The sequence below is a fragment of the Armatimonadota bacterium genome, assembly GCA_031459765.1.
Classification (GTDB): Bacteria; Sysuimicrobiota; Sysuimicrobiia; order Sysuimicrobiales; family Kaftiobacteriaceae; genus Kaftiobacterium; species Kaftiobacterium secundum.
In genome coordinates this window covers 42002-65089 of sequence record JAVKHY010000009.1, presented here as the reverse complement: position 1 = coordinate 65089, position 23088 = coordinate 42002, and the positions used below count along the sequence as shown (strand labels likewise).

Sequence of the window (23088 nt, the reverse complement as noted above, 5' to 3'; positions counted from 1 at the left end):
GCCGCGCCTACCCGGCGCGGGCTGGTCCAAGCGGCGCAGGCCGGTCTTGGGACCGGCTACACCGTCGGGACAGAAGCCCGAGGGGGAGGTTCCTCGCCAGGGACCATCCTCTCGGGCTTCGGTCTATTCGAGGGCTGCGGCGAGACGCCGCGACGGGAGACGATGCACAGGGACCCGATGACGGAGCGAGACGCCTGCGGGGTGGGTTTCGTCGCCGACGTCTGCGGCCGGGCCGACCACCAGATCCTGTCCCTCGCCCTGACCGCGGTGGCCAGCATGCGGCACCGGGGGGCCGTCGCCGCCGACGGCAAGACCGGCGACGGCGCCGGCGTCCTGACCCAGATCCCCTACCGGCTCCTCCGCCGGGAGATGTCCCTCCCCGCGTCCGACGCGGACATCGCTCTGGGGATGCTCTTTTTCCCACAGGATGCGGGAAGGGTCACCCAGGCCAGACAGATCATCGAAGAGGTTATCCAGCAGACCGGGATCGGTCTCGTCGGCTGGCGCGACGTCCCGGTCGATCCCGATGCGCTCGGAGCCTACGCCCGCGCCACCCGGCCGCACATCGCGCAGGTGGTGATGGCCCGGCCGGCGGGGCTCGACGACGCCGCCTTTGACCGCCTGCTGTACCGTTGCCGCCGGGCGATCGAGCGCGAGGCCGCCTCGGCCGCGCTGGAGGTGTACATCCCCTCCTTTTCGCGCCGGACCGTCGTCTACAAGGGGCTGTTCGCCTCCCCGCAGCTTCCGCGGTTCTACCGGGACCTGGTCGATCCGGCCTACGAGACGGCGCTGGCCGTCTTCCACCAGCGCTACAGCACCAACACCTTCCCCAGCTGGCGCCTGGCCCAGCCCTTCCGGGCCATCGCCCACAACGGCGAGATCAACACCCTGCAGGGCAACATCGCCTGGACGCGCGCCCGGGAAGCCCGGTTCCCGCCGGAGTTCGTCCCGCTGCTCCAGGAGGGCGGCAGCGACAGCGCCATGCTCGACAACGTCGTGGAGTTGCTCACCGTCTGCGGCCGCGATCTGGCCCACGTCCTGCTCATGCTGGTTCCGCCGGCGTGGGAAGGGGAGGCGGAGATGGACGAGGAGGTCCGCGCCTTCTTTGCCTACCACGCCTGCCTGACGGAGCCCTGGGACGGCCCCGCGGCGCTGGCCTTCTCCGACGGGACGGTGGTGGGTGCGGCCCTGGACCGCAACGGATTTCGCCCGGCCCGCTTCTGCCGCACCGCGGACGGGTTGGTGATCATGGCCAGCGAGGCCGGCGTGATCGACCTCCCGCCGGAGCGGATCGTGGAGCTCGGACGGCTCGGTCCCGGCCAGATGCTGCTCGTGGACACCGCGCGGGGGACCGTGCGTCGCGACGGCGAGGTCAAACGCGACTACGCCGCCCGTCGTCCCTACGGGGAGTGGGTGCGCAGGCATCTGGTCTCCCTTCCCGGCGACCTGCCCGTCGGTCATCCGCCTGCGGGCGCCTCGCTGACGCTGCAGCGCGTCTTCGGCTACACCGTGGAGGACGTCGCGCACATCCTGCGGGCGATGGCGGAAGAGGGGAAGGACCCGGTGTTCTCCATGGGCGACGACACGCCGCCCGCCGTCCTGTCCCAGAGGCCGCGCCTGCTGTACGCCTACTTCCGCCAGCGGTTTGCCCAGGTGACCAACCCGCCCATCGATCCCCTGCGGGAGCGCCTGGTGATGTCCCTGGCCTCCCACCTCGGCCCGGCGCCGCCGCTGCTCGAACCGGGGCCGGCCGGAGAGGAAGCGATTGTGCGGCTGCCCTCGCCGATCCTGACTCCGGCGCAGGTGCGCTGGCTCGTCGAGGAGGGGCCCCTGCCGGTGCACCGGCTGTCGGCGCTCGTCGATGTCGCCGCGGGGCCGGCCGCCCTCCAGGACGCGGTGGAGGCGGTTGCCGCCGAAGCCTGCCGGGTCGCCCGGCAGCCCGGCATCCTGGTCGTCTCGGACGCCGGGGTGGACGCCGGGCACGCCCCCATCCCGATGCTGCTGGCCGTGGCGGCCGTCCATCACGCGCTCATCCGGTCCGGCCGACGGCTGCGGGTCGGACTGATCGCGGAGACAGGGGAGGCCCGGACGATCCACCACCTGGCCTGCCTGCTGGGGTACGGCGCCAATGCCGTCGTGCCGTGGCTCGTGGAAACCGCCCTGACCGCCGGCTCCGCCAACGGCGACCGCGAGCAACGGTGGCAGGCGTACCGGCGCGCCGCGGAAGCCGGGCTGCTGAAGATCATGTCCAAGATGGGGATCAGCACGCTGGCCGGCTACTGCGGCGCGCAGATCTTCGAGGCGATCGGGCTGGACGGCGACCTGATCGCCCGCTACTTCCCCGGAACGCCTTCCCGGATCGGCGGGATCGGTCTGGAGACCATCGCCTCCGAACTGCTGGCCCGCCACCGCGAGGCGTTCGCCTCCGGAGACGGGAGGGATGGGGACAGGCCGCCTGAGGATGGGCTGCCCGAGACGGGCGAGATCCGGTTCCGCCGCGGCGGCGAGTTCCACGCCTTCAACCCCTACGTGGTCAAAGCCCTCCACCGCGCCGCGCGCCACGGGGACGACGCCGCGCGACAGGCGTTCGCCGCGCTCGTCACCGACCGCCCGCCGGCGGCGTTGCGCGACCTGCTGGAGTTTGCGCCGCAGGCGCCCGTCCCCCTGACGGAGGTCGAGCCTGCGGAGCAGATCGTCCGGCGCTTCGTCATCTCGGCGATGTCGCACGGCGCACTCAGCCTGGAGGCCCACCGCGCCCTGGCCGTCGCCGCGAACCGTCTCGGCGCCCGCTCCAACAGCGGGGAGGGCGGCGAGGACCCCTCGCGCTACCCGCGGCCGTCCAACGGCGAGGGCTGGGCCAACTCGCGGATCAAGCAGATCGCCTCGGCGCGCTTCGGGGTGACGCCGGCGTACATCCTCTCCGCCGACGAGCTGGAGATCAAGATGGCGCAGGGCAGCAAACCCGGGGAGGGCGGGCAACTCCCCGGCCACAAGGTCAGCCGGGAGATCGCGGCGATCCGCCGGGCCCAGCCGGGGATCACGCTGATCTCCCCGCCCCCGCATCACGACATCTACAGCATCGAAGACCTGGCCCAGCTCATCTACGACCTGAAGCGCATCCACCCGGCGGCGCGCGTGGCCGTCAAGCTGGTGGCCGAATCCGGCGTGGGCACGATTGCCGCAGGCGTGGCCAAGGCCTTCGCCGACACGATTCAGATCAGCGGCCACGACGGCGGGACCGGGGCCTCCCCGCTGGACTCGATCAAGCACGCCGGCGTGCCGTGGGAGCTGGGCCTGGCCGAGACGCAGCAGGTGCTGGTGGCCAACGACCTGCGCGGCCGCGTGCGGCTGCGCGTGGACGGCGGGTTGAAGACCGGCCGCGACGTGGTGATCGCCGCGCTGCTGGGCGCCGACGAGTTCGGCTTCGGCACCGCGGCGGTGGTGGCCCTGGGCTGCGTCATGGCCCGGCAGTGCCACCTCAACACCTGTCCCGTCGGCATCGCCACCCAGCGGGAGGATCTGCGGGCGAAGTTTACTGGACGGCCGGAACGGGTGATGGCCTACCTCCTGGGCGTGGCCCAGGAGGTGCGGGAGATCCTGGCCAGCCTGGGCGCCCGCACGCTGGACGAGATCATCGGGCGGGTGGAGCTGCTCCGCCCGCGCCCGACGTCCCATCCGAAGGCCGCAGGCCTGGATCTGGGCTTCGTCCTCCGCGATCCCGACCCCGGCCGGGTCCGTCCGCGCCGCGCCGTCCGCAGCCGCAACGATCCGCCGGCAGGCGGTGACGATCTGGAGGAGCAGATCCTGGAGGAGATCGTCCCGCTCCTCGACGGCAGGCGCGCCGCGACGGAGGGAGCGGTGCGCCGGCGGTACCGCATCCGAAACGCCCACCGCACCGTGGGGGCGGGCGTGGCCGGAGTGATCGCCCGCCGCTACGGGGATGCGGGCCTGCCGGAGGGGGCTATCGTCCTGGAGTTCGAGGGTGCGGCCGGGCAGAGCTTCGGGGCCTTCTGCGTGCCGGGCCTCGCCCTGCACCTTACCGGACAGGCCAACGACTATGTGGGGAAGGGGATGGCCGGCGGAGAGATCGTTATCAGGCCGGCGCCGGGGTGGGCGGGAGCCACGCAGGACAACGTCATCCTCGGGAACACGGTGCTCTACGGCGCCACCGGCGGCCGCCTCTTCGCCGCCGGCCGCGCCGGCGAACGGTTCGCGGTGCGGAACTCCGGCGCCACGGCTGTGGTGGAGGGTGTGGGAGACCACGGCTGCGAGTACATGACCGGCGGGACGGTAGTGATCCTGGGCGACGTCGGACGGAACTTCGCCGCCGGGATGACGGGCGGCGTGGCCTATGTCTTCGACGAGTCGGACGTCCTCCGCCTCCGCTGCAATCCCGAGCACGTCCGGGTGGAGCCGCTGACCGACCCCGCCGAGGCGGCGGCGGTGGCGGACCTCATCGCCGCACACCACCGCCTGACCGGCAGCGCCCGGGCCCGGGCCATCCTCGAGCGGTGGCCCCATAGCGCGGGGAACTTCCGCCGTGTCGCCCCCGCGGTCCCCGTCCCGGTCCCTCCTGCACCGGCGCCGGCCTCTGTGGTAAGATAAGCAATTGCCACGGAGGTGAAGCGTGGGGACGGCCGTTCTGACGGTCCATTTTATCCTGGCTTTCCTGGTGATCGGGGTCATCCTGCTCCAGGGCCCGAAGGGGGAGGGACTCGGCGCCATCGGCGGCAGCGCCCGCCTCTTCCACGGTCCCCGGCCGCGCGAGACGCTGTTCACCCGGATCACCGCGGTGGTCTCGGTCCTGTTCGTCATCACCTCCACGTACCTGGCGTTCCACCTCAGGTAGCTCGGGTATAATCGAAGAGGACTGCCGGGATGGCGGAACTGGCAGACGCGTACGCTTGAGGGGCGTATGGGATTCCCGTGGGGGTTCAAATCCCCCTCCCGGCACCACGGACTACCCGCTTCATTCGGGTACTTCCTGCTCGTGAATGACCTTCACGCCGTCCTCAGCGGGAGACACAATCTCTCGGAAGCGACCTGACCCTTAGGCCTCCCTTCCGGACCGGCCGCTGTAACCACGATTGTCCCACCGCGGATCTCAGCCGGCGCGGCTGTGCCCACCCTGGGCGACTTCCTTGCCGGCTGCGGCTTCCATGCGATGAACCCGGCCCGGGGCGTCAGCGCTTCTGGAGGAATGGGTTGATTGCTCGGACGCTGCCGTACAGACGATCGTGTTGGAAATCCTCCGAGAGGAGTTCAGAGAGGCCAAAGTGTTCAGCATAGGCCCAGAGGTGGGCATCAAACCAGGGCAACTGGTAGGCGACAGCCCCGCGGAGGGCCGTTCTCAGGAGAGCCCCATCGGGGTAAAGGACGGTAAACTGAGCGAGCATCTCCTCGGCCTCACGAGTGGCATCCATGATGGAAAGGAGCGGCTTCCCGCGCGCGAGGGGTCGCGTGACCGCTGCGACGAACTCGACGATCGCCTGGTGGGGCACGCGGATCGTGTCCTCGGCAATCCCGCGCCTCAGGATCTCTGTCGCGATCCGCTGCTTGCGAGGGAACCGTGGATCGAAGCGATAGACGAGGACGTTCGTGTCAACGAGGGCGGGCACGGGCGTAGAGGTCCTGGCGGGTCCAGCCCCGCTGGCGTGCAGGCTTGAGCCGGAGCGAGGCGTTGCGGTTCCGCTGGCGCGCCGTCGCCAGGTCGAAGAGGCGAAGCCGCTCCGCAGGGTCGCGGGAAGGCTGATGGGTCCGGGCGGGCAGGACGCGGATGGCGTCTCCGGCGATCACCCACTCGATTTCGTCTCCGGGTCGGATCCCGAAGTGCTTGGCGACCGTTTTGGGGACGGTGACCTGAAGCTTGGATGTGACTTTTGCCATATCCTTACTTTAGCAAGGATGATCTCCTTGTTCAAGGGATAGTGGCAGGCGAAAGCCAGCCGGGGTGAACGGCTGATTCGGGAGATCGTCAGGGAGGCCACGCGTACCTTTCTCCTGCGAACTCCTGGGGATGACAGGCGGCCGAGCGTGAGGCGGTGGACGTTGGATGGAACCGGAGACGGGTTCCCGGCACCAAAGCCGATAACCTCGGATTCCTCCTCAGGTCGACGGTGACCCAACGTGAGCGGGTCGCGGCGCCGTTAGAGCGGACAGTCGCGCAGGGGAGCCGCTGCCGCGACTCCCCCCGCGGTGTTGTACTACTTGATTACCGACCGCAGCGTGCTGAACGTCCCCACGAAGTACGTGACGTTGTGGAAGGCTTCTCTGGCGATGGCCTCGGCCACAGGCCGCGCCTGCGCGCTGTCCTTTCCGAAGACGATGATCCGCGTGTTGTGGTCCTCCATCGGCAGGCGACCGTCGTCCTTCGCCGCCTTCACCTCGGCCAGGGGGATGTTCTTGGCTCCGGGGAGGGACCCCGTCTTGAACTCCTCGGGAGACCGGGCATCCACAAACACCGCGGTCTTGTCGTTCCGGTAGGCGTAGAGCACGCCGTTGAGCTCGATCTCCATGTAGCCGACCAGCGCCCGCCAGGTCGGCGCCCCGAGCTGGTACCGCCGGACGTTGGTGAACCCGGCCGCCAGGAGCTCCTCCCCGAGCCGCTTGCTCTTGCCGCAGAAGGGTCCGTTGCAGTAGAGGACGATCGGGCGGGTCTTGTCGCCGTTGACGGCCCGCAGGATCTCGTTGACGTCGGACACGTACTGGGACATCGGGACCCCCGGCTTGGGGGCCGCGTTGTTGGCGCCCGGAATGTGGCTGATGGCCCATTCCAGGTGCGGGCGCGCGTCGAAGACGACGGCGCTCCCGTCGGCGAGGATCCTGATGAGTTCCTCGGTCGACACCTCCACCGTCTTCTGGTTCGGCTCCAGGAGCTTCGCCGCCATGATGGTGGCGACGGTTTGGGCGCCGGCGAACCCGCCCACGGTCAGGGCGATCCCGACGATCGTGGCGCACACTGCGGCAATCCACCGCATCTTCCTCACCTCCGCGTGACGACTCATTGGGTGTCCTCCAGCTTCCGCAGGTGCCGCTGCAGGAACTCCAGGAGCTTCCCCTGGTCGCGGAAGGCGATCCGCTCGCCGGTCTCGACATGCTGGGCTTCCCCCCACCAGCGCCGGCGTTCTGAGGGGTCCACCCTGAGCCGGACGACAAACGACGCGGACTGAATCTCCCCTGCCATGGCCGCCTCCGCCGGAATCCACCCGGTCGGGGAGAACATAGGAGACGGCGGTGAAACTGGGGTGAAATGCCTCAGGCCGGGGTCAGGGCGCGGGCCTGTTCGTAGAGGGCGACGGTCTCGGGCTGCGGGCCGACGCCCAATTCTTCCCGGAGGAGCTGTTCGCAGGTCAGGTAGGCGCGGATCGCCGCCTGGCGGTCGCCCCGGGCGAGGGCGTACCGCATGAAGTGGCGGTAGGCCGGTTCGCGCAGGCGGTCCAGGGCCAGCACCTGCCCGATCGCCTCCAGCGCCCGGCGGTAGTCCCGCCGTCGGGCGTGCAGATCGGCCAGGGTCTCCAGGACCGCGATCTGGATCTCCCGGCGGCGCTCGCGCTCGGCGGCCGGCCAGTCCGCGTACCGCTCCTCTTCCAGCAGATCGCCGCGATACAGCGCGGCGGCCCGCTCGAGCGCGGTCACCGCCTCGGCCAGACGCCCGGCCGCCTCGTGGCCCTGGGCCTCGGCACGCATCCGGTCGTACTCGTCGACATCGATCCAGCAGCGCCCGGCGCTCTCGAACCGGAGGAGGGATCCGCGGCGCACGATGAAGCTCGACTGCGGGCCCTCGAGGAGCGGTTCCAGGGTCTGGCGGAGCGTCTTCACGGCCCCTTTGAGGCGGACGTCACCGGCCCGCGGGTCGGCTTCCGGCCACAGGGCTTCGATGATCTCGTCACGGGAGACGAGCCGGCTGCGGTGGAGAAGCAGGAACTCCAGCAGGGCCTTCACCTTGTGGGTCTTCCACGCGGCCTCCGGGATGGGGCGGCCGTTCCTCAGGATTTCGAACCGGCCCAGGAGTGAGATTCGAAGGGTCACCGGTTCCGGTGGGCGCAATCTGGCCACCGCCTGTTCGCAGAGCGTCCGCACCTGCGGGTCCTTGCGGGCGAGCTGGAGCAGAGGCCGCCGCGCCCGCGGGTCACCGATCGCCCCGAGGAGGCCGATGGCCCGGAGCCGCAACTGCGGATCGGCGAGCGCCCGCACCAGGGCGTCCACCGCATCCGACCCCAGCGCGACCAGCAGGCTCTCCGCGGCGTGCGGCTCAACGCCTCGCCCGAGCGCCGTGAGCAGCAGCGGTGCGGTCCAGGCGGCCTCCGTCGCCAGGAACGGGATCAGGTCGTCTTTCGCCTGGGCCGCCTGCGTGACGGCGATGTGGAGGAGATCATCCGGCGGCGGTGCGGTCAGTTGAGCCTCCCAGAGCGCAACCCGCGCCAGCCCCGGAAGCGTTCCCCACTCGGAGAACGCCTCACGGACGGCGGGGAGCAGGGTTGCGGCGTGGGCCGCCTCCCCCCGCGCGTACAGTACACTGATCTGTTCCAGTCGGATTTCAGGAAGGAGCTTCCCAAAACGGCAGCGCTCTGCACTCGAGGATGCCGCATTGAGCAGGCTCTCCGCTTCCGTCGGATTCCCCTGCGCCCGCGCCGCGCGGGCGAGACCGAGCAGCGCCAGGATGCGGGGTTCCTGCGTTTCGCCTTCGCGCCACGACGCCAGCGTTCGCTGGTACAACCGAGCCGCTTCAGAGGGGTCGTGGGCCAGCAGGGCGACGCTGCCTGCGTGGTTCGTGAGCTGCAGATCGGTCTGACGCTCACCCGTGCCGGCGTGGGAGGTTTGCGCCCGCTGCAGGGCAGTTCGCGCCGCTGCCAGATCGCGACGTCCGAGTTCGACGGCAACGATGTCGGCCAGAATCCAGGTTTCGTAGGTCTGAGAGCCGACGGCTGTGGCCTCGTCCAGCGCCGCCCGATAGAGCTCGGCCGCACGAGCGAACTCCAGGCGCGCCAGAGCGAGAGCCGCGCGGAAATACTTCTCGCGCAGTCCCCTCCCGGGTTGAGGGACCGGGGCGGCGCGCTCGATGGCGGGGAGAAGACTTTCCGCTTCACCCAGCCGTCCCAGATGCAGAAGGCTGTCGGCCAGAACGACCAGCAGGGCGATCTTCCAGCGCGGTTCGACATCAGCGGCCAAAGAGGCCAGGGCCTCCTGGCATGTGCGTGCCGCTTCTTCAAACCGGTCCATGTGCAGCAGCATGACGGCGATCCCGTGCATGGAAAACGCCCAGAGGTTGGGATCACGCCCTCTCGCCGCTGCGGCGGCACGCTCCGCGAGGGCAAGGCCTCCGGCGTAGTCGCCGACGTATCGGCACGCGCTGGCCCCGCAGCGCGTCATCCACGGGTACTGCTGCTGAACGTCCTCGGGCAGCCGCAGGCCAGGTCGCGGAACGCATAGGCCAGACGGGAGGTGAGCCGGTCGCCGTGCAGCGGCTTCATCACCCGCTCGGCCTCCCCGAGCGCTCCCGCCGCGAAGTAGTGGCGCACGGCAAGGTCGGGGATGCCTTCTGCTTCAAACCGTTGCGCCGCCGCATAGTGCAGGGCCGAGACCGCCTTCGATCCCTCTTCGTCGCTCAAGCGCTGCCGGAGGAACTCAGCGAACAACTGGTGGAAGCGATACCGTGGGCCCGCGTCGTCGAGGCGGTAGAGGAAGAGGTTGCTGCGCTCCACTTCCGCCAGCATCGTCCCCGCGTCCACCTCCGGCACCAGCGCCTGGCACACCGACGGCCAGAGCTCGGTCAGGATCGACGCGCGCAGGACGAAGCCTCGGGTCACCGGGTCGAGCGTGTCCAGCACGGTGGCGGCCAGGTAATCGTAGATCTCTCGCGGAGTGCCGTGCACATCGGCCCGGCCCTGGGCTTTGGCCCTGAGGGCAATCAGCTGCAGGGCGGCCGGCCATCCCTCGGTGCGTTCGGTGAGGCCGCCGGCGAGGAGATCGTCCATCTCGAGGCTGTGGCTGGCGCGAAAGAACGCTGCGGTCTCGTCCCGTGAGAACTTGAGGTGGCTGTGGTCGACCGTTGTGGCCTGGCCCTGGACCAGGAGGCGGGGAAGGACCTGCAGGCGCGGCCAGGTCCGCGTGGCGATGACCAGGCGGATAGGTGGCGGAAGGTGGCCGAGGAGATCGTCTACCAGGCGCACGATCTCTGGGTTGCGCTCAACGGTATGGAAGTCGTCAAGGACGATGACCGTCTCAGGCAGGCTGTCCAGCGCACCCAGCAAGGCCCGACGCAGCTCCGCCATGTCTGGTCCCATCGTCAGGATGCCCGGCACCAGGTCACCGGTCTCCGGCACCACGGCGCCGACGGCCGCGATCAAGCCGGCGCCGAACAGGTTGGGATCTGCGTCGGACTCATCGAGGGTGAGCCACGCTACGGGCCCGCCAACCTCGGGGAGGGCAGACAACAGCAGGCTGGTCTTCCCGTATCCGGCCTCCGCGCACAGGATGAGCAATCGGCGCGTCAGCCCCTCGTGGACCATGGACAGGAGTCGCTCACGCTTCAAGAGCGGGACGCCGATTCGAGGCGGGGTGATCTTTGCGCTGGGGATGTGGGCGGGGACGGCCATGTTGGACTGGCTAGTTCCACGCCGTCGGTCCCTGCTTCCTACCGTTCACCGCGACAGTTCTGTAAGGATCGTGCCCTGGAGCCGTTCGGTAAACCACTTGCCCTGATGGTACGCGACTCGGCGCGCGTTGTGAAGTACGCTGCGGCGCCTCCTCCCAGCGGTTCTGCAAACCGAGCTTCCCACCGACCTGGGGCTCCGGACAGTTTCTCCGTCTTAGACGCCACCGGGAATGAGGACGGTCCGGGAATCAGCGGCGCGCGTCGAGCGTGTCCCGGAAAATCGGGACACGATCTCCAGGCAAGGGGGACAATCAGCACTGTGCGGTGCAGGCCGCGTCGACGTATCGTGGCAGCAGGCCGGGCCCTCGAGGAGGTAAGTCGCGGTCAAGGCCCTGGACCTCGCGACGGTCTCCTGGCGGACCCTGGGCCTGGGGATCTTCACGCTCGGGACGGTGAGGGACATGCTGTGGCACATGGGCAAGCCCGCTGCGCGCCGCTTGGGCGGACCCGGAACGGACCCCACGCTCCGGCGGCTCCTTCCGTCCCTGCTGTCGGTTGACGCTGGCCACCACGACGATGTTCACCACGGTGGCGCTGGGGATGTCGGCACTCCGGGAACGGAGACTTGCGCAGACCATCTTCGTCGCGCTAACTCCCGAACTCTGGGTCGGTGGTGTCTTCTTCGCCGCCGCGACCGGCCTCGGTCTGGCTCTGGTCCTGCTCCCGGGCGGGGAGCCGACGGAGTTTCAAACAGGTCAGGGGGACCGGCGGTGAGGATCATCGGGGCGGTCGTCGCCGTCTTGTGGCTCGCGCTTCCCGGGGGAGCCCAGCCCCCCGACGACCGCCTGATCGTGCCGGGAGAGCGCATTGGCCGGTGGACCCTCGAGATGACGGTCGGCGAGGTGGAGCAGATGGTCAGACCCCCGAACCTGCCGCGCGGCCAGGGCTCGGCCATTGTCGACATCCGGCCCGGAGACGATGTCCAGCCGGGCGTGATGACCGTGTACTGGTCGCACGTGCTCTTCGGCATGGGGATCAACGATCCCCAGACCGGGAAGGCCATCTATCTCATGGTGGTCTCCAGCAACTACAAGACAGCCAGGAACGTGGGTCCGGGAGATCCGCTCGAGGCCGTGACCGCAGCCTACGGCGCGCCCACGAGGACGACGTCGGTCGGGACCGGGTTGACACGTCTCATCTTCAATGACATCGGTGCAGCCTTTGTTGTCAGAAGCGGCCAGGTGATTCAGGTCTTCGTGTTCCGCCCCGGGACCGGCCCCGCGATCTGGAAGATGTGAGCAGCCGGGCCAGCTGGCGGATGGCTCCCAGGTGGTAGGCCCCGTGGCCGACCAGGGCCAGCACTCCCCACAGCGTGTCCCGATCCGACCAGTCCCGGCGGTCGCGGAGGATGTCCAGGAGACGGCGGTGCTGCTCCCGCAGGGCCGCGCGCAGCCTGTCCCACCTCGGTCCATCCACCGTCTGCGTCCGCCAGCTGCCCGCCCAATCGGCGGTGGCGTATGCGTCCTCGCCGTCGAGGGCGCGGATGGCCAGCTCCAGCGCGTACCGCAGGTGCTCGGCGTGGGCGGCGATGGTGTTCATGCCCGGGGCCGGCGGACGGGAGGCCACATCCGCGGGAATGCCCTCAAGAGTCCCCACCACCCCAGACCCCGGTTCGTTGCTCGTCACCCAGGTGGAGTGGGGATCAGGCGGCCCGACGTGGATTTCCTCCAGCAGGGCTGCCACCGCCTCCACGAACCGCTCCACGGCAATGGTCTCCATCGGCCCCTCCCTGACAAGCCCACCGTCTGCCGAAAGCCGTGCCGGGGAGGCGTCTTCGCCGAACGCCCCCCTTCCCCTCGTCGTTCCGACGCCGGAAGTGGAGGAATATTTCACATCCCGAACTCCCGCCGCAGGGCGGAGCGGGCGGCGTGGTAGCCGCACATGCCGTGAACGCCCGCCCCCGGCGGGGTGGAGGCCGAGCAGAGGTAGAGGCCCTTGACGGGGGTGGCGTAGGGATCGCGACGGAGCGAGCGCGCCAGGAGCTGCCGCAGGTCCTGGGAGCCGGCGGCGATGTCGCCCCCGACGAAGTTGGGGTTCTCGCGCTCCAGATCGGCAGGGAAGCGGACGCTCCGGGCGAGGATCCGCTCGCGGAATCCGGGGGCGAAGCGCTCGATCTGCGCCTCGATCCGCCCGGTCATCTCCTCCCGGGATCCAGAAGGGACATGGCAGTACGCCCACGCCGTCTGTCGAGGATAGGGCGCGCGGCTCGCGTCAAACAGGCTCTGCTGGCCGACCAGCACGAAGGGCCGCTCGGGCACCCGGCCTCGGGCCACCGCGTCCTCGGCCGCAGCGATCTCCTCGAGCGTGCCGCCGACGTGTACGACGCCGGCCCGGAGGCACTCGGGCGCGGCCCAGGGGATGGGGCCGTCGAGGGCCCAGTCCACCTTGAATGCGCCGGGACCGTAGCGGTAGCGGGCAAGGCGACGGCGGTAGCCGTCCGGAAGGCGGTCCCCGGCAATGTGCGCGACCTGCCGGGGGCTCAGATCGAGCAAGACCGCCCGCGAGGAGGGGAGGTCCGCGAGGGACGTCACCGGCGACCGGGTCTGGATGGTGCCGCCCAGCGACCGGAAGACCGAGGCCAGAGCGTCGGCGATACGCTGCGTTCCCCCTTCCGCCACGGGCCAGCCGACGAGGTGGCCCAGCATCCCCAGGATCAGGGCGAACGCGGCGGTGCCCGGGGCGTGGAGGGGAAGGATGGCGTGCGCGCCCAGTCCGGCCAGCAGGGCCCGGGCCTTCGGGCCGGAAAACCGCCCGGCGACGGCGCGCACGGAGCGGAGGCCGGCCAGGCCGAATCGGGCCGTAAGGACGGGATGCTGCGGCAGTCGCAGCGGCCCCAGAAGGTCGTCGAGCAGCGCGTCGGCGCCGGCGACCAGCGGCTGCATCAGACGGCGGTAGGCGTCTGTGTCCGGATCCACGCCCTGCGCGGTGGTTTCCACCGTCCGCTCCAGCAGGACGGCCGCACCGCGATCGAGGGGGTGGGCCAGGGGCACCGGAGGATGGATCCAGCGCAGGCCGTGAGATTCCAGCGGGAGTGAGCGCATGAAGGGCGAGGCCAGGCCCAGGGGATGGAAGGCGGAGCAGACATCGTGAACGAAGCCGGGCAGCGTGAGCTCGGCCGAGCGCGCTCCTCCGCCGACGGTCGCCGCCGCCTCCAGGATCAGGACGCGGAGGCCCGCGCGGGCCAGGGTGATTCCCGCCGCCAGGCCGTTCGGCCCGGCGCCCACCACGACCGCGTCATACAGATCGCTCACCCGGCAGGGGCCTCCGCGGCCGTCACGGCACACCTCTCGCCCGCTCCTCGGCGGAGCGAGACGACGGCCCGGCTGACCGGTGACTCCGTCATGTGGAGCCTGACGCGGGCCTTCATGTGCCCCGTCTATGCGCTCCCCGTGGACGTCTTCCGGATCCTCGTCGGCGGCATCACCTTCCTGTACTTCCTCCGCACCTGGACCGAGATCGACGACTTCAGCAGCCCGGACGGGCTGCTCGACCACGCGTTGCTGCAGCGGATCTTCTGGGCGAGCCGGATGGGCCTCTTCCAGGCCGGGATGAGCGAGGCCCTGATCCGGTTCACCTATCTTCTCGCCCTGGGAGCGTCGTTACTGCTGGTCCTGGGCGTCCGACCCAGGCTCGCCGCCGCCGCGCTCTACCTCGTCGCCGTCTCCACCTACCGCTGGAACTTCCCCGTGAGTTACGTTGAGGACGGCGTGATGCACCTGTTGCTCTTCTGGTCGATCCTGCTGCCCGTCGGCACCACCTTGACGCTTTCGGACTGGCTGGCCGGCGGCCGCCGCGTGCCGGAGAACTGGATCCGGCGGACCGTGCCGGGGGCCGCCGTGCGGCTCTTCCTCATCAATCTGGCGATGGTCTACGTCGTGGCCGGATTGTGGAAGTGGACGAGCCCGATGTGGCGTCAGGGCACGGCGCTCTATGTCATCCTGCAGCTGTCCGTCTCCCGGGCCCCGACATTCTGGGAACCGCGCCACCTCCCGGCGCTCGCCGCGGTCAACCACGCCGTGCTGCTCACCGAACCGCTGCTGGCGCTCCTGGTGCTGTGGCCGGTCCGACCGGTGAAGTGGCTGCTCGTCCCGGTCCTGCTGGCCTTCCACCTCGGTATCGTGGCGACGATGGACATCCCTCTGGCCAACCTGGGGATGGCGGGGGCTCTGGTCCTGATCCTCCGGCACGATCTGATGCGCCTCCTCTGCCGATCCGGGCCGCCGCCCCTCCCGGCGCCGGTCCCTCCGGCCCGCCGGGCGGACCGGCTGGGAGCCTTCGTGGTCGCCTGTCTTGCGCTGCAGATGGTCGCCGACATCCAGAATCCCCCCTGGCGGACGCCGACTGCAGAGGCCGGAGGCCCTCCCGAGGAGTTTGCCAGCGAGCGCGTGGTGGCCGATGTCCTCTCGGTCAATCCCTTCCACCTGCCGCTGTGGATGGTCGGGATCTCCCAGAGCTACCGGTTGTTCGACTGGATCGACGACCGTAACTTCGTCTTCCGGTACACGCTGATCGAGCGCCGGGGCGGCTCCGCGGTCCTCGGCGACCCCCGGGACCTCTTCCCGTCCTCGCCGCGCAGCACCTTGCTCCAGGCCAACCTCCACGGGGTGACCTGGGCCAAGATCCCTCGATCGCGGCGGGGTGAGCTGAAGGAGTCGATCCTCCGCCGGGCGGCCCGCCGCTACTGCCTGCGACGGGGCCCCGTCGGCCCGGTGGACGTCTTCGCCACGGTCGAGCGGGTCGTGGTCCCGGAGCACTCCGCGCCGTCTGTGCGGACCAGTCGTCTCCTGCGGTTCACCTGCCGGCCGGACCAGGTCGAGATCTCCTCCATGGCTCCCTGAGCCGGCTGTGCGATCATGTGCGGCATCGTCGGCGTCTACTCACGGAACGGTCCCGTCAGCAGGGTGGCGCTGACCCGGGCCACGACGGCGCTCCGGCACCGCGGACCCGATGACGAGAACGTCTGGATCTCCCCCGCGGGGCGCGTCGGGTTGGGGCACACCCGGCTCAGCATCGTGGACCTGGCGTCGCGCGCCCACCCGCTGAGCAGCGAGGATGGGGCGGTGCGCCTCGTCGTCAACGGGGAGTTCTACGGGGACGCCGAGATCCGCCGCGATCTGGAGCGGCGCGGCCACCGCTTCCGGACCCGGTCGGACAGCGAGGTCGCCCTGCACTTGTACGAGGAACTGGGGACGGACTGCCTGCGGCATCTGCGCGGCGAGTTCGCCTTCATCCTCTGGGACGATCGGCGCGCGCAGCTCTTTGCGGCCCGCGACCGCTTCGGGATCAAGCCCCTGTTTTACGCGGAACACGGCGGCACGCTCTTCCTGGCCTCGGAGGGCAAGGCCCTGCTGGCCGCGGGTCTGCCCGCCGCCTGGGATGAGGAGACGGTGTACGATTACCTGTTTTTCTGCATGGACCGGCGACGATCGCTGTTCAGGGGCATCCGCCAGGTTCCTCCCGGGGAGTTCCTGCTCGCCACCGCCCGTTCCAGCCGCCTGGTGCGCTACTGGGACATCACGTTCCCTTGGGCCCGACGGGGGCCTCGCGGTCTCCGCGGCGATGAGCTCGTCGAGCGCACGCGCCACCTCCTCGAGGAGGCCGTCCGCCTCCGGCTGCGGGGGGACGTTCCCGCGGGCGTCCTCCTGAGCGGCGGCCTGGACTCTTCCTCCGTGCTGGGGCTCGCTGCGGCGCACGCCGGTCATCCGCTGACGGTGTTCACGCTCGCCTTCGAGGGAGACGGATTCGACGAACGCGAGCCGGCGGCCCGGATGGCGCGCCACGTCGGCGCCCGTTTCAATCCTCTCCCCGTGGGCGAGGCTGCGCTCGCCGAGACCTTCGTCGACACCGTCCTGCACGGAGAGACGGTTCAGCTGAACGGTCACGCATCGGCGCGCTTTCTGCTGAGCCGTCTTGTCCAGCGTTCCGGATACAAGGTGGTGCTGTCGGGGGAGGGCGGCGACGAGCTGTTCGCCGGATACGGTTTCTGTCAGCCCCCCTCTTCCGACGCTCCGAACCGTGGCGAGAGCCTTTTCCGGCGCCTCCTCCGAAGCTTCGGGTCTGCGGATCGGCCGGAGCAGGTGACGGCGGAGATTTCGCCGTGGCTGTACCGGCTGAGCCGCCTGGCCGCCGTTTCCGCCCCGAGCCGGCACGCGCTGGCGGACGGGCTGGCGATGATCCGTTCCGTGATCGCTGCGGAGTTCCTGGAGAAATTCCGAAGACGCGATCCCTACGGGGATCTCCTGCTGGGACTGGATCTCCGGCGGGTGGTGGGGCGCGAGCCGGCCAGGCAACTCCTGTACGTCTGGACGAAGTCCTTCTTCGTCAACTATCACCTGGCCGCCGACCGCCTGGATATGGCCCACGGCGTCGAGGTGCGTCTGCCCTTCCTCGACCACGTCCTGTTCGACGCCGTCAGCGCGCTCCCGGTGTCTCTGCTGCGCATGGGGGACAGGCCGAAGGGGCTGCTGCGCGCGGCCGTGGAACCTTTCGTCCCGCCTGCGATCTCCCGGCGGCCCAAGCACGGCTTCCTGGCCCCGCCTCTGTCCCTCGGCGAGCAGGGCAGGACCCTGGCTCTCATCCAGGACGCGGTGCGCGCTCCGTCCTTCCGCTCGGTGCCCTTCCTGGATCCCGCGGGGGTGCTGGCGCTGCTGGACCGGGTGCCCCGGCTCGACCCGCAGCGGCGGCGGCTCGCCGACCCGCTGGTCCTCATGGTCGGGTCCTTCGCGATCCTGCACGACCGCTACCGCCTCTGAGACCTGCCGGCTCGGCCGGAGGCCTGGCCGTGGTGGGGCTTGCAGCGGCGCGGTGCCGGGCGTCAGGATGGTACCGTCGGCATGATCAATCACGGGGGAGGAGCAGATGGCGACGGTCGAGCTGGTGGAGTATGGAACGGCGAGTCCGGCGGTGCGAGAGGTGTTCGACGACATCATGGCCACGCGCCAGGTCGACTGGGTGAACAACTTCTGGAAGGCCCTGGCCGTCCAGCCGGAGTTGTTGCGGCGCACCTGGGAGGGCGTGAAGGCGGTGATGGGGCCCGGGGCCCTTGACCCGCTGACCAAGGAGCTGATCTACATCGCCGTGAGTGTGACTAACGGCTGCCGCTACTGCATCCACAGCCACACCGCCGCGGCCCGGAAGAAGGGGATGAGCGAGGAGATGCTGGCCGAACTGATGGCGGTGGTCGGGATGGCCAACCAGACCAACGCGCTGGCCAACGGGTTCCAGGTAGAGGTGGACGAGGCCTACCGACAGGGGGGACGGTAGGCTCGTCTCCCGGAGCAGAATCAGGTCTCCGCCCGATAGGCATGGGCCCGGACGGCTGGTATTTTGAATTCCAATATTTTTGTTGATTGAAATCATCGAAAACTTCCGTGGCCCGTCCCCGAATGACCTACGCCACAGACCCTTCGACACGCGCCCGAGTGTTGCAGGTGTTGCGACGCGGCGGGTGCACGATGGCCGACCTGCAGCGCGAGACAGGGCTGTCGCGGGCGACCCTCCGGCATCACCTGCTGAGGCTGGAGAGGGACGGGCTGGTCACCGAGGCCCCTTCCCGCGCCCCCCGTGGCCGTCCGCCCCTTGTCTTCCGGTACCGGCCCACAGCCTCCGGGGGAGGCGGGTCGCCTGATCTCGCCCTCTCCGTTCTGGCCGCGACGCTGGCCGCCGCCCGGCGCCGCTCGCCCCGCCGTTTCGGCACGCTGCTCGCCGCGGCCGCCGGCGACATCGCCGCCGGCCGGCGGGAGATCGGGGAGATTCCGGAGCCGGAGACCAGGCTGCGGGCCGCCCTGGCCGTTCTGTTCGACCCGGCAACGACCGAGGTGCGGCGCACCGGCGGAGGTTTCACCGTCACTGTGCACAGCTGTCCGGTCCTGCCCGCCGCGCTGCGGGCTCCGGAGCTGTGCCGCCTCTGTCCCGCCGTGCTGGGCAGGCTGGCCGGCCTGCGGCTCCGGCGACGACAGTGCATCGTGCGGGGCGATTTCCGGTGCGAGTACCTGGCGACGGCGACGCCCCGCGGCGTCGTAGGGTCCGAGGGGATGAGGGCGTGAGGCGCCATCTCGCGGCGGCGCTCCTATGGGCGGCGCTGACCGCGGCCGGCCTCTGGGCCGCCCGGGTCGATCTCCTGCCGCTGGCCGCCGCGCGCGAGGCGGCCATCATCGACGAGGCCTTTCGTCTCCTGTTGCGGCTCAGCGTGCCGGTCTTCGCCTTTGTCCTCGCCGTCCTGATCTACAGCCTGGTCCGCTTCCGTGTCCGCGGGGAGCCCCGTGAGGAAGGGCCGCCGCTCTTTGGGCGCGGGATCGTCCCGTGGGTCTGGCTGGGGGTGACCTCGGCCCTGGCCGTCTACGTCATCTTCAACCCGGGACTGCGGGGGCTGGCCGAGCTGCGCGCCAATCCCACCGCCGACCTGGTGGTGCAGGTGGAGGGCTCGCGCTGGCAGTGGAAGATCTCTTACCCCCAATACGACATGACGGTCCGGGAGGTGGTGCTGCCGGTCGGTCGGCGGGTGCGCTTCGACGTCACGGCCACCGACGTACTGCACTCCTTCTGGATCCCCGCCTTCCGGGTGAAGATCGACGCGGTGCCCGGGATGACGACCCGCGTCTTCGTCACGCCCACCGTCGCCGGATCCTACGAGGACAGCTACCACCTGCGGTTGCAGTGCGCGGAGCTGTGCGGCCTGGGCCACAACCTGATGGCCAGCCCGGTGCGGGTCGTGGACGCCGGCGGGTTCGAGGCGTGGGTGGCCAGGGGGAAGTCGCGATGACGGACGACTCAATGCAGAGCGGTCCCTTTGGGGCGTTGCTGCCGGTGGTCAGGGGGCTGATCGTTGGCGTGATCGGGTTTCTCCTGGGCGGAGGAGCCACCGTCGGGGCGGCGACGCTGCTGGGCCGGTCGGCCTGGCCGGCGGAGGCGGCAATCTCTATCGGGTATCTGTTCGGCCTGACAGGCTGGCTGCTGGGCGTGGGGGTGTGGGATGCCTGGGCCCGGGGCTGGTTCGGCCTGCCCCTGCGCCGGGAGGAGGTCCACGGCTGGCCCCGCTACTTCCGGTTCACCACCGACCACAAGGTCATCGGGGTCCAGTACCTGGTCACCTTCGTGGCGCTCTTCCTCCTGGCCGGGCTGTTCGCCATGCTGATGCGGGTGGAGCTGGCCGCCCCCGGGCGGACGATCATGACCGCCGCCCGCTACACCCACGTGATGAGCATGCACGGGATCATCATGATCGCCGTCGCCGTGGCCGCCATCATCGGCGGCCTGGGCAACTACGCCGTCCCCCTCCTGATCGGCGCCGACGACATGGCCTTCCCGCGCCTCAACGCCCTCAGTTACTGGCTGGTTCCCCCCGTGGCCGTGCTGCTGGTGTCCACCTTCTTCGCCGGCGGATTCGACACGGGCTGGACGGCCTACCCGCCGCTCAGCGAGGTCAACGCCACCGGCCAGGTCCTGTTCAACCTGGCGGTGATCACCTTCGGCCTGTCCTCGATCCTGGGGGGAGTGAACTTCCTGGTCACCATCGGCCGCCTGCGGGCGCCGGGGATGACCTGGGGGCGGCTGCCGGTGTTCGTCTGGTCGGTCTTCGCCGCGTCGCTGATCAGCCTCACGGCCACCCAGTTCCTGGCCGCCGGCCTGGTGATGATTCTGCTCGACCGCATCGCGGGCATGGCCTTCTTCTCCGCCCTGCGCGGGGGGGCGCCGCTGCTGTACCAGCACGTCTTCTGGTTCTACTCCCACCCGGCGGTCTACATCATGATCCTCCCCGGCTTCGGCATCGCCCTCGAGGTGCTGACGCACTTCTCGCGCAAGCCGCTGTACGCCTACCGCTGGGTGGTCGGAGGATTCCTGGGGATCGTCGCCCTCAGCTTCGTCGTCTGGGCGCACCATCTGTACACGAGCGGCATGGCCGAGTACCTCCACGGACCCTTCATGGCCACCACGGAGCTGATCTCCATCCCCACGGGACTGATCTTCCTGGCGGCGCTGGGCACCCTGTGGATGGGGAAGCTGTGGCTGCGGACCCCGATGCTCTTTGCCCTGGGATTCCTCTTCAACTTCCTGATCGGCGGCGTCACCGGCATCTTCAACGCCGACGTGCCGACCGACCTGCACCTGCAGGACACCTACTTCGTGGTCGGCCACTTCCACTACACGATCATGGGCGGCATGATCTTCGCCCTGTTCGCCGGCATCTACTACTGGTTCCCGAAGATCACCGGCCGCCTGTACGACGAGGGGCTGGGGCGGCTCCACTTCTGGTGGATGTTCATCACCTACAACACCACCTTCATCCCGATGTTCTGGCTGGGGATGTTCGGGATGAACCGGCGGATCGCCGACTATCCGCCGGCGCTCGGCCCGGTGAACCTGTTCATTTCCGTCTCGGCGTTCCTGCTGGGCGCCAGCTTCCTCGTCTTCGTCTTCAACATGGTCCACTCGTGGCGGCGCGGGCCGCAGGCGGCGGCCAACCCCTGGCGGGCGCGCACCCTGGAGTGGCAGGTGCCCTCGCCTCCGCCGGAAGGGAATTTCCCGTCTCCTCCGCAGGTGACGGGCCACCCCTACGACTACGGCGTGCCGGGCGCGGTGCACGCCGTGGTGGCCGTGGCCGGCGCCGCCGGACCGGGTGCGCCGGTGGAGGGCTGAGCCGATGGCGAATCAGCGTGCCCTGCCCGATCGGTTTCGCCTGGGACTCCGCGTGCTGATCGCGCTCCTGGTGCTGACGGCGGCCGAGCTGCCGGTGGCCTTCCGGGTGCCCCACCCTGTGCCCTACCTGATCCTGATCAACCTGGCCGACGCCTGGTTGATCCTGTACTACTTCATGCACCTGGGCCAGACATGGCAGCCGGAGGAGTGAGGCGATGGCCGCGGTAGCGACGGTCCGTGCCCCCGCCCGCCGCCTGCGCACCCTGCGCGCGGGGCTGTGGCTGTTCTTCGTCTCCGAGAGCTTCCTCTTCGCGGCGCTGATCAGCGCCCGGTACTACCTGGCCGGGTTCGCCCGGCCGGCGGAGCTGAACCAGGCTCTGGGGCTGTTCATCACCGCCGTCCTGCTGGCCAGCAGCCTCTTCGCCTATCGGGCGGAGGCCTCGATCATCTGCGGGGATCGGAGGCGGTTCCTGGCCAACACGCTGGCCACCGTCGTGCTGGGTGCGCTCTTCCTGGTTGGCGTGGGCCTGGAATGGGCGGAGGCATTTGTGCACTTCCCGCCCCGCGACCGCTTCGGGACGGTCTTCTTCACCCTCACCGGGACCCACGGCCTGCACGTCCTGAGCGGGGTCCTCCTGCTGCTGGGCGTCTACCTCCACGGCCGCCGCGGCCGCTACTCCCCCGAGGAGTACTGGCCCGTGGAGGCCGCCGTGAAGTACTGGCACTATGTCGACGTCGTGTGGGTCTTCATCTATCCCACGCTATACCTGGTGACGGCGTAGGGAGCATGGTGCGGGTCCCGACGACGTGGCGCCGCCGGTGGTGGCTCCTCATTCCCTTCGTCGGCGGAACTGTGCTGACCGCGGTCCTCGTCGCCGCCTCGGCGGCGATGCTGTCCCCGGAAACGAGACGCTCCCCCCGGCGGGTGGAGGTGGTGATCCCGCCGGGCACGGCGTAGGCGGTGGCGCGCGGGCAGTCGGTATCTGCCGTGCCGTCGCAGATGGTCTTTGTCGCCGGCGACGCGCTGGTCGTCCGGAACGAAGACCAGGTGGCCCATCAGGCTGGGCCCTCTGGGGTCCCGGCCGGGACCGCGTTGACCATCTCTCTGGACCGCCCCACGGCGTTGCGCTATGCCTGCTTCTTTCTCCCCTCCGGCAACCTCGGGCTGGAGGTCCGCCCGCGCATTGGTCCGGGGATGGTGCTGCGGCACAGGGTCGCCCTGGGTGTGCCCGTCGGCGTCGGGCTCAGTGTGGTCTTCTACGTCGCCTCCCGGCTGTGACGGCGGCGGCGGATCGGCAGGAGGGCTCCGGTGATCCGGGCCCTCGGGAGGTGCACGTCAATGCGTTGGGGAGTTGTTGTCCTCTTGCTGGCGGCGGTGGCCATCCAGGTCCTTCCCTACGGCCGCGTTCACACCAACCCCCCGGTGGTGGCCGAGCCGCGGTGGGACAGCCCGCGGACCCGAGCGCTGTTCCTACGGGCCTGCGGGGACTGCCACAGCCATCTCACCGTCTGGCCGTGGTACAGCCACATCGCGCCCGTATCGTGGTGGATTGCCCGCGACGTCCGGGAGGGCAGGAAGGAGTTCAATGTCTCGACGTGGGGCGCTACGGAGAGCGAGGGCGACGACGCGGCCGAGGTGGTGCGCGCCGGAAGGATGCCGCCGCGGCTCTATGTCCTCCTGCGGCCCGCCGCGCAGCTATCCGCGGGCGACACGCAGGATCTGATCAGGGGGTTGGATGCGACTTTCGGAGGTGAGCGGCCACAGGAGGAGGATGGCCCTCCCGCCGAAGGGGAGTAAG

The 23088-nt window shown here is 69.8% G+C and carries 23 protein-coding genes and 1 tRNA gene; 16 read left to right on the top strand and 8 right to left on the bottom strand.

The window, feature by feature from the left end; translation table 11 throughout:
- Positions 1-162: 162 nt before the first annotated feature.
- From gltB to QN141_10620, 3 genes are all read left to right on the top strand, one after another.
- Entirely contained in the window at positions 163-4605 is a 4443-nt protein-coding gene (gene gltB, locus QN141_10630) for a glutamate synthase large subunit (protein ID MDR7558931.1), read from the top strand.
- A gap of 22 nt (positions 4606-4627) precedes the next feature.
- The gene (secG, locus tag QN141_10625; protein ID MDR7558930.1) at positions 4628-4849 is read left to right on the top strand and encodes a preprotein translocase subunit SecG; all 222 of its coding nucleotides are present in this window, start codon (positions 4628-4630) and stop codon (positions 4847-4849) included.
- 23 nt (positions 4850-4872) lie between these two features.
- Positions 4873-4956 (top strand) — tRNA-Leu (locus tag QN141_10620).
- 227 nt (positions 4957-5183) lie between these two features.
- Here the strand turns inward: QN141_10620 and QN141_10615 are convergent.
- From QN141_10615 to QN141_10590, 6 genes are all read right to left on the bottom strand, one after another.
- Complete coding sequence (locus tag QN141_10615) at positions 5184-5618, bottom strand: PIN domain-containing protein (protein MDR7558929.1); 435 nt, start codon at positions 5616-5618, stop codon at positions 5184-5186.
- Complete coding sequence (locus tag QN141_10610; GenBank protein MDR7558928.1) at positions 5602-5886, bottom strand: AbrB/MazE/SpoVT family DNA-binding domain-containing protein; 285 nt, start codon at positions 5884-5886, stop codon at positions 5602-5604. Before QN141_10610 ends, QN141_10615 begins: the two co-directional genes overlap by 17 nt.
- A 317-nt stretch (positions 5887-6203) precedes the next feature.
- A complete protein-coding gene (locus tag QN141_10605) occupies positions 6204-6977 on the bottom strand; it encodes a rhodanese-like domain-containing protein (protein MDR7558927.1) in 774 nt (257 codons plus the stop codon).
- 23 nt (positions 6978-7000) lie between these two features.
- A complete protein-coding gene (locus QN141_10600; protein ID MDR7558926.1) occupies positions 7001-7183 on the bottom strand; it encodes a hypothetical protein in 183 nt (60 codons plus the stop codon).
- A 71-nt stretch (positions 7184-7254) separates the two neighbouring features.
- A complete protein-coding gene (locus tag QN141_10595) occupies positions 7255-9369 on the bottom strand; it encodes a BTAD domain-containing putative transcriptional regulator (protein ID MDR7558925.1) in 2115 nt (704 codons plus the stop codon).
- Positions 9366-10595 carry a hypothetical protein gene (locus QN141_10590; protein ID MDR7558924.1) on the bottom strand — a complete coding sequence of 410 codons (1230 nt, stop codon included), beginning with the start codon at positions 10593-10595 and terminating at the stop codon, positions 9366-9368. The genes QN141_10595 and QN141_10590 overlap by 4 nt, the downstream gene beginning before the upstream one ends.
- A 554-nt stretch (positions 10596-11149) precedes the next feature.
- Between QN141_10590 and QN141_10585 the strand changes: the two genes are divergently transcribed.
- Positions 11150-11368, top strand: a complete 219-nt coding sequence (locus QN141_10585; protein MDR7558923.1) for a hypothetical protein — start codon at positions 11150-11152, stop codon at positions 11366-11368.
- Complete coding sequence (locus tag QN141_10580; protein MDR7558922.1) at positions 11365-11892, top strand: hypothetical protein; 528 nt, start codon at positions 11365-11367, stop codon at positions 11890-11892. The genes QN141_10585 and QN141_10580 overlap by 4 nt, the downstream gene beginning before the upstream one ends.
- Here QN141_10580 and QN141_10575 read toward each other — a convergent pair.
- Positions 11822-12373, bottom strand: a complete 552-nt coding sequence (locus tag QN141_10575; protein ID MDR7558921.1) for a DinB family protein — start codon at positions 12371-12373, stop codon at positions 11822-11824. The genes QN141_10580 and QN141_10575 overlap by 71 nt on opposite strands.
- 110 nt (positions 12374-12483) lie before the next feature.
- Positions 12484-13905, bottom strand: a complete 1422-nt coding sequence (locus QN141_10570; GenBank protein MDR7558920.1) for an NAD(P)/FAD-dependent oxidoreductase — start codon at positions 13903-13905, stop codon at positions 12484-12486.
- A gap of 90 nt (positions 13906-13995) precedes the next feature.
- Between QN141_10570 and QN141_10565 the strand changes: the two genes are divergently transcribed.
- The 11 genes from QN141_10565 to QN141_10515 all read left to right on the top strand — a co-directional run bounded on the left by QN141_10565 (position 13996) and on the right by QN141_10515 (position 23087).
- Positions 13996-15492 carry a hypothetical protein gene (locus QN141_10565; GenBank protein ID MDR7558919.1) on the top strand — a complete coding sequence of 499 codons (1497 nt, stop codon included), beginning with the start codon at positions 13996-13998 and terminating at the stop codon, positions 15490-15492.
- A gap of 15 nt (positions 15493-15507) precedes the next feature.
- Complete coding sequence (asnB, locus tag QN141_10560; protein ID MDR7558918.1) at positions 15508-17406, top strand: asparagine synthase (glutamine-hydrolyzing); 1899 nt, start codon at positions 15508-15510, stop codon at positions 17404-17406.
- A gap of 106 nt (positions 17407-17512) precedes the next feature.
- Positions 17513-17917, top strand: coding sequence for a carboxymuconolactone decarboxylase family protein (locus tag QN141_10555; protein ID MDR7558917.1), 405 nt, complete (start codon positions 17513-17515; stop codon positions 17915-17917).
- Between the two features lie 122 nt (positions 17918-18039).
- The gene (locus QN141_10550; protein ID MDR7558916.1) at positions 18040-18699 is read left to right on the top strand and encodes a winged helix-turn-helix domain-containing protein; all 660 of its coding nucleotides are present in this window, start codon (positions 18040-18042) and stop codon (positions 18697-18699) included.
- Entirely contained in the window at positions 18696-19415 is a 720-nt protein-coding gene (gene coxB / locus QN141_10545) for a cytochrome c oxidase subunit II (GenBank protein MDR7558915.1), read from the top strand. The genes QN141_10550 and coxB overlap by 4 nt, the downstream gene beginning before the upstream one ends.
- Entirely contained in the window at positions 19412-21289 is a 1878-nt protein-coding gene (locus tag QN141_10540; GenBank protein MDR7558914.1) for a cbb3-type cytochrome c oxidase subunit I, read from the top strand. Before coxB ends, QN141_10540 begins: the two co-directional genes overlap by 4 nt.
- Positions 21290-21293: 4 nt before the next feature.
- A complete protein-coding gene (locus QN141_10535; protein ID MDR7558913.1) occupies positions 21294-21500 on the top strand; it encodes a cytochrome C oxidase subunit IV family protein in 207 nt (68 codons plus the stop codon).
- Positions 21501-21504: 4 nt separating this feature from the next.
- The gene (locus tag QN141_10530) at positions 21505-22071 is read left to right on the top strand and encodes a cytochrome c oxidase subunit 3 (GenBank protein ID MDR7558912.1); all 567 of its coding nucleotides are present in this window, start codon (positions 21505-21507) and stop codon (positions 22069-22071) included.
- A gap of 5 nt (positions 22072-22076) precedes the next feature.
- Entirely contained in the window at positions 22077-22247 is a 171-nt protein-coding gene (locus QN141_10525; GenBank protein MDR7558911.1) for a hypothetical protein, read from the top strand.
- A 30-nt stretch (positions 22248-22277) separates the two neighbouring features.
- Positions 22278-22568: a hypothetical protein gene (locus tag QN141_10520; protein MDR7558910.1), complete on the top strand. Its 291-nt coding sequence runs from the start codon at positions 22278-22280 to the stop codon at positions 22566-22568.
- 60 nt (positions 22569-22628) lie between these two features.
- On the top strand, positions 22629-23087 hold the full coding sequence (locus QN141_10515; GenBank protein ID MDR7558909.1) for a heme-binding domain-containing protein: 459 nt from the start codon (positions 22629-22631) through the stop codon (positions 23085-23087).
- Position 23088: the final 1 nt, after the last annotated feature.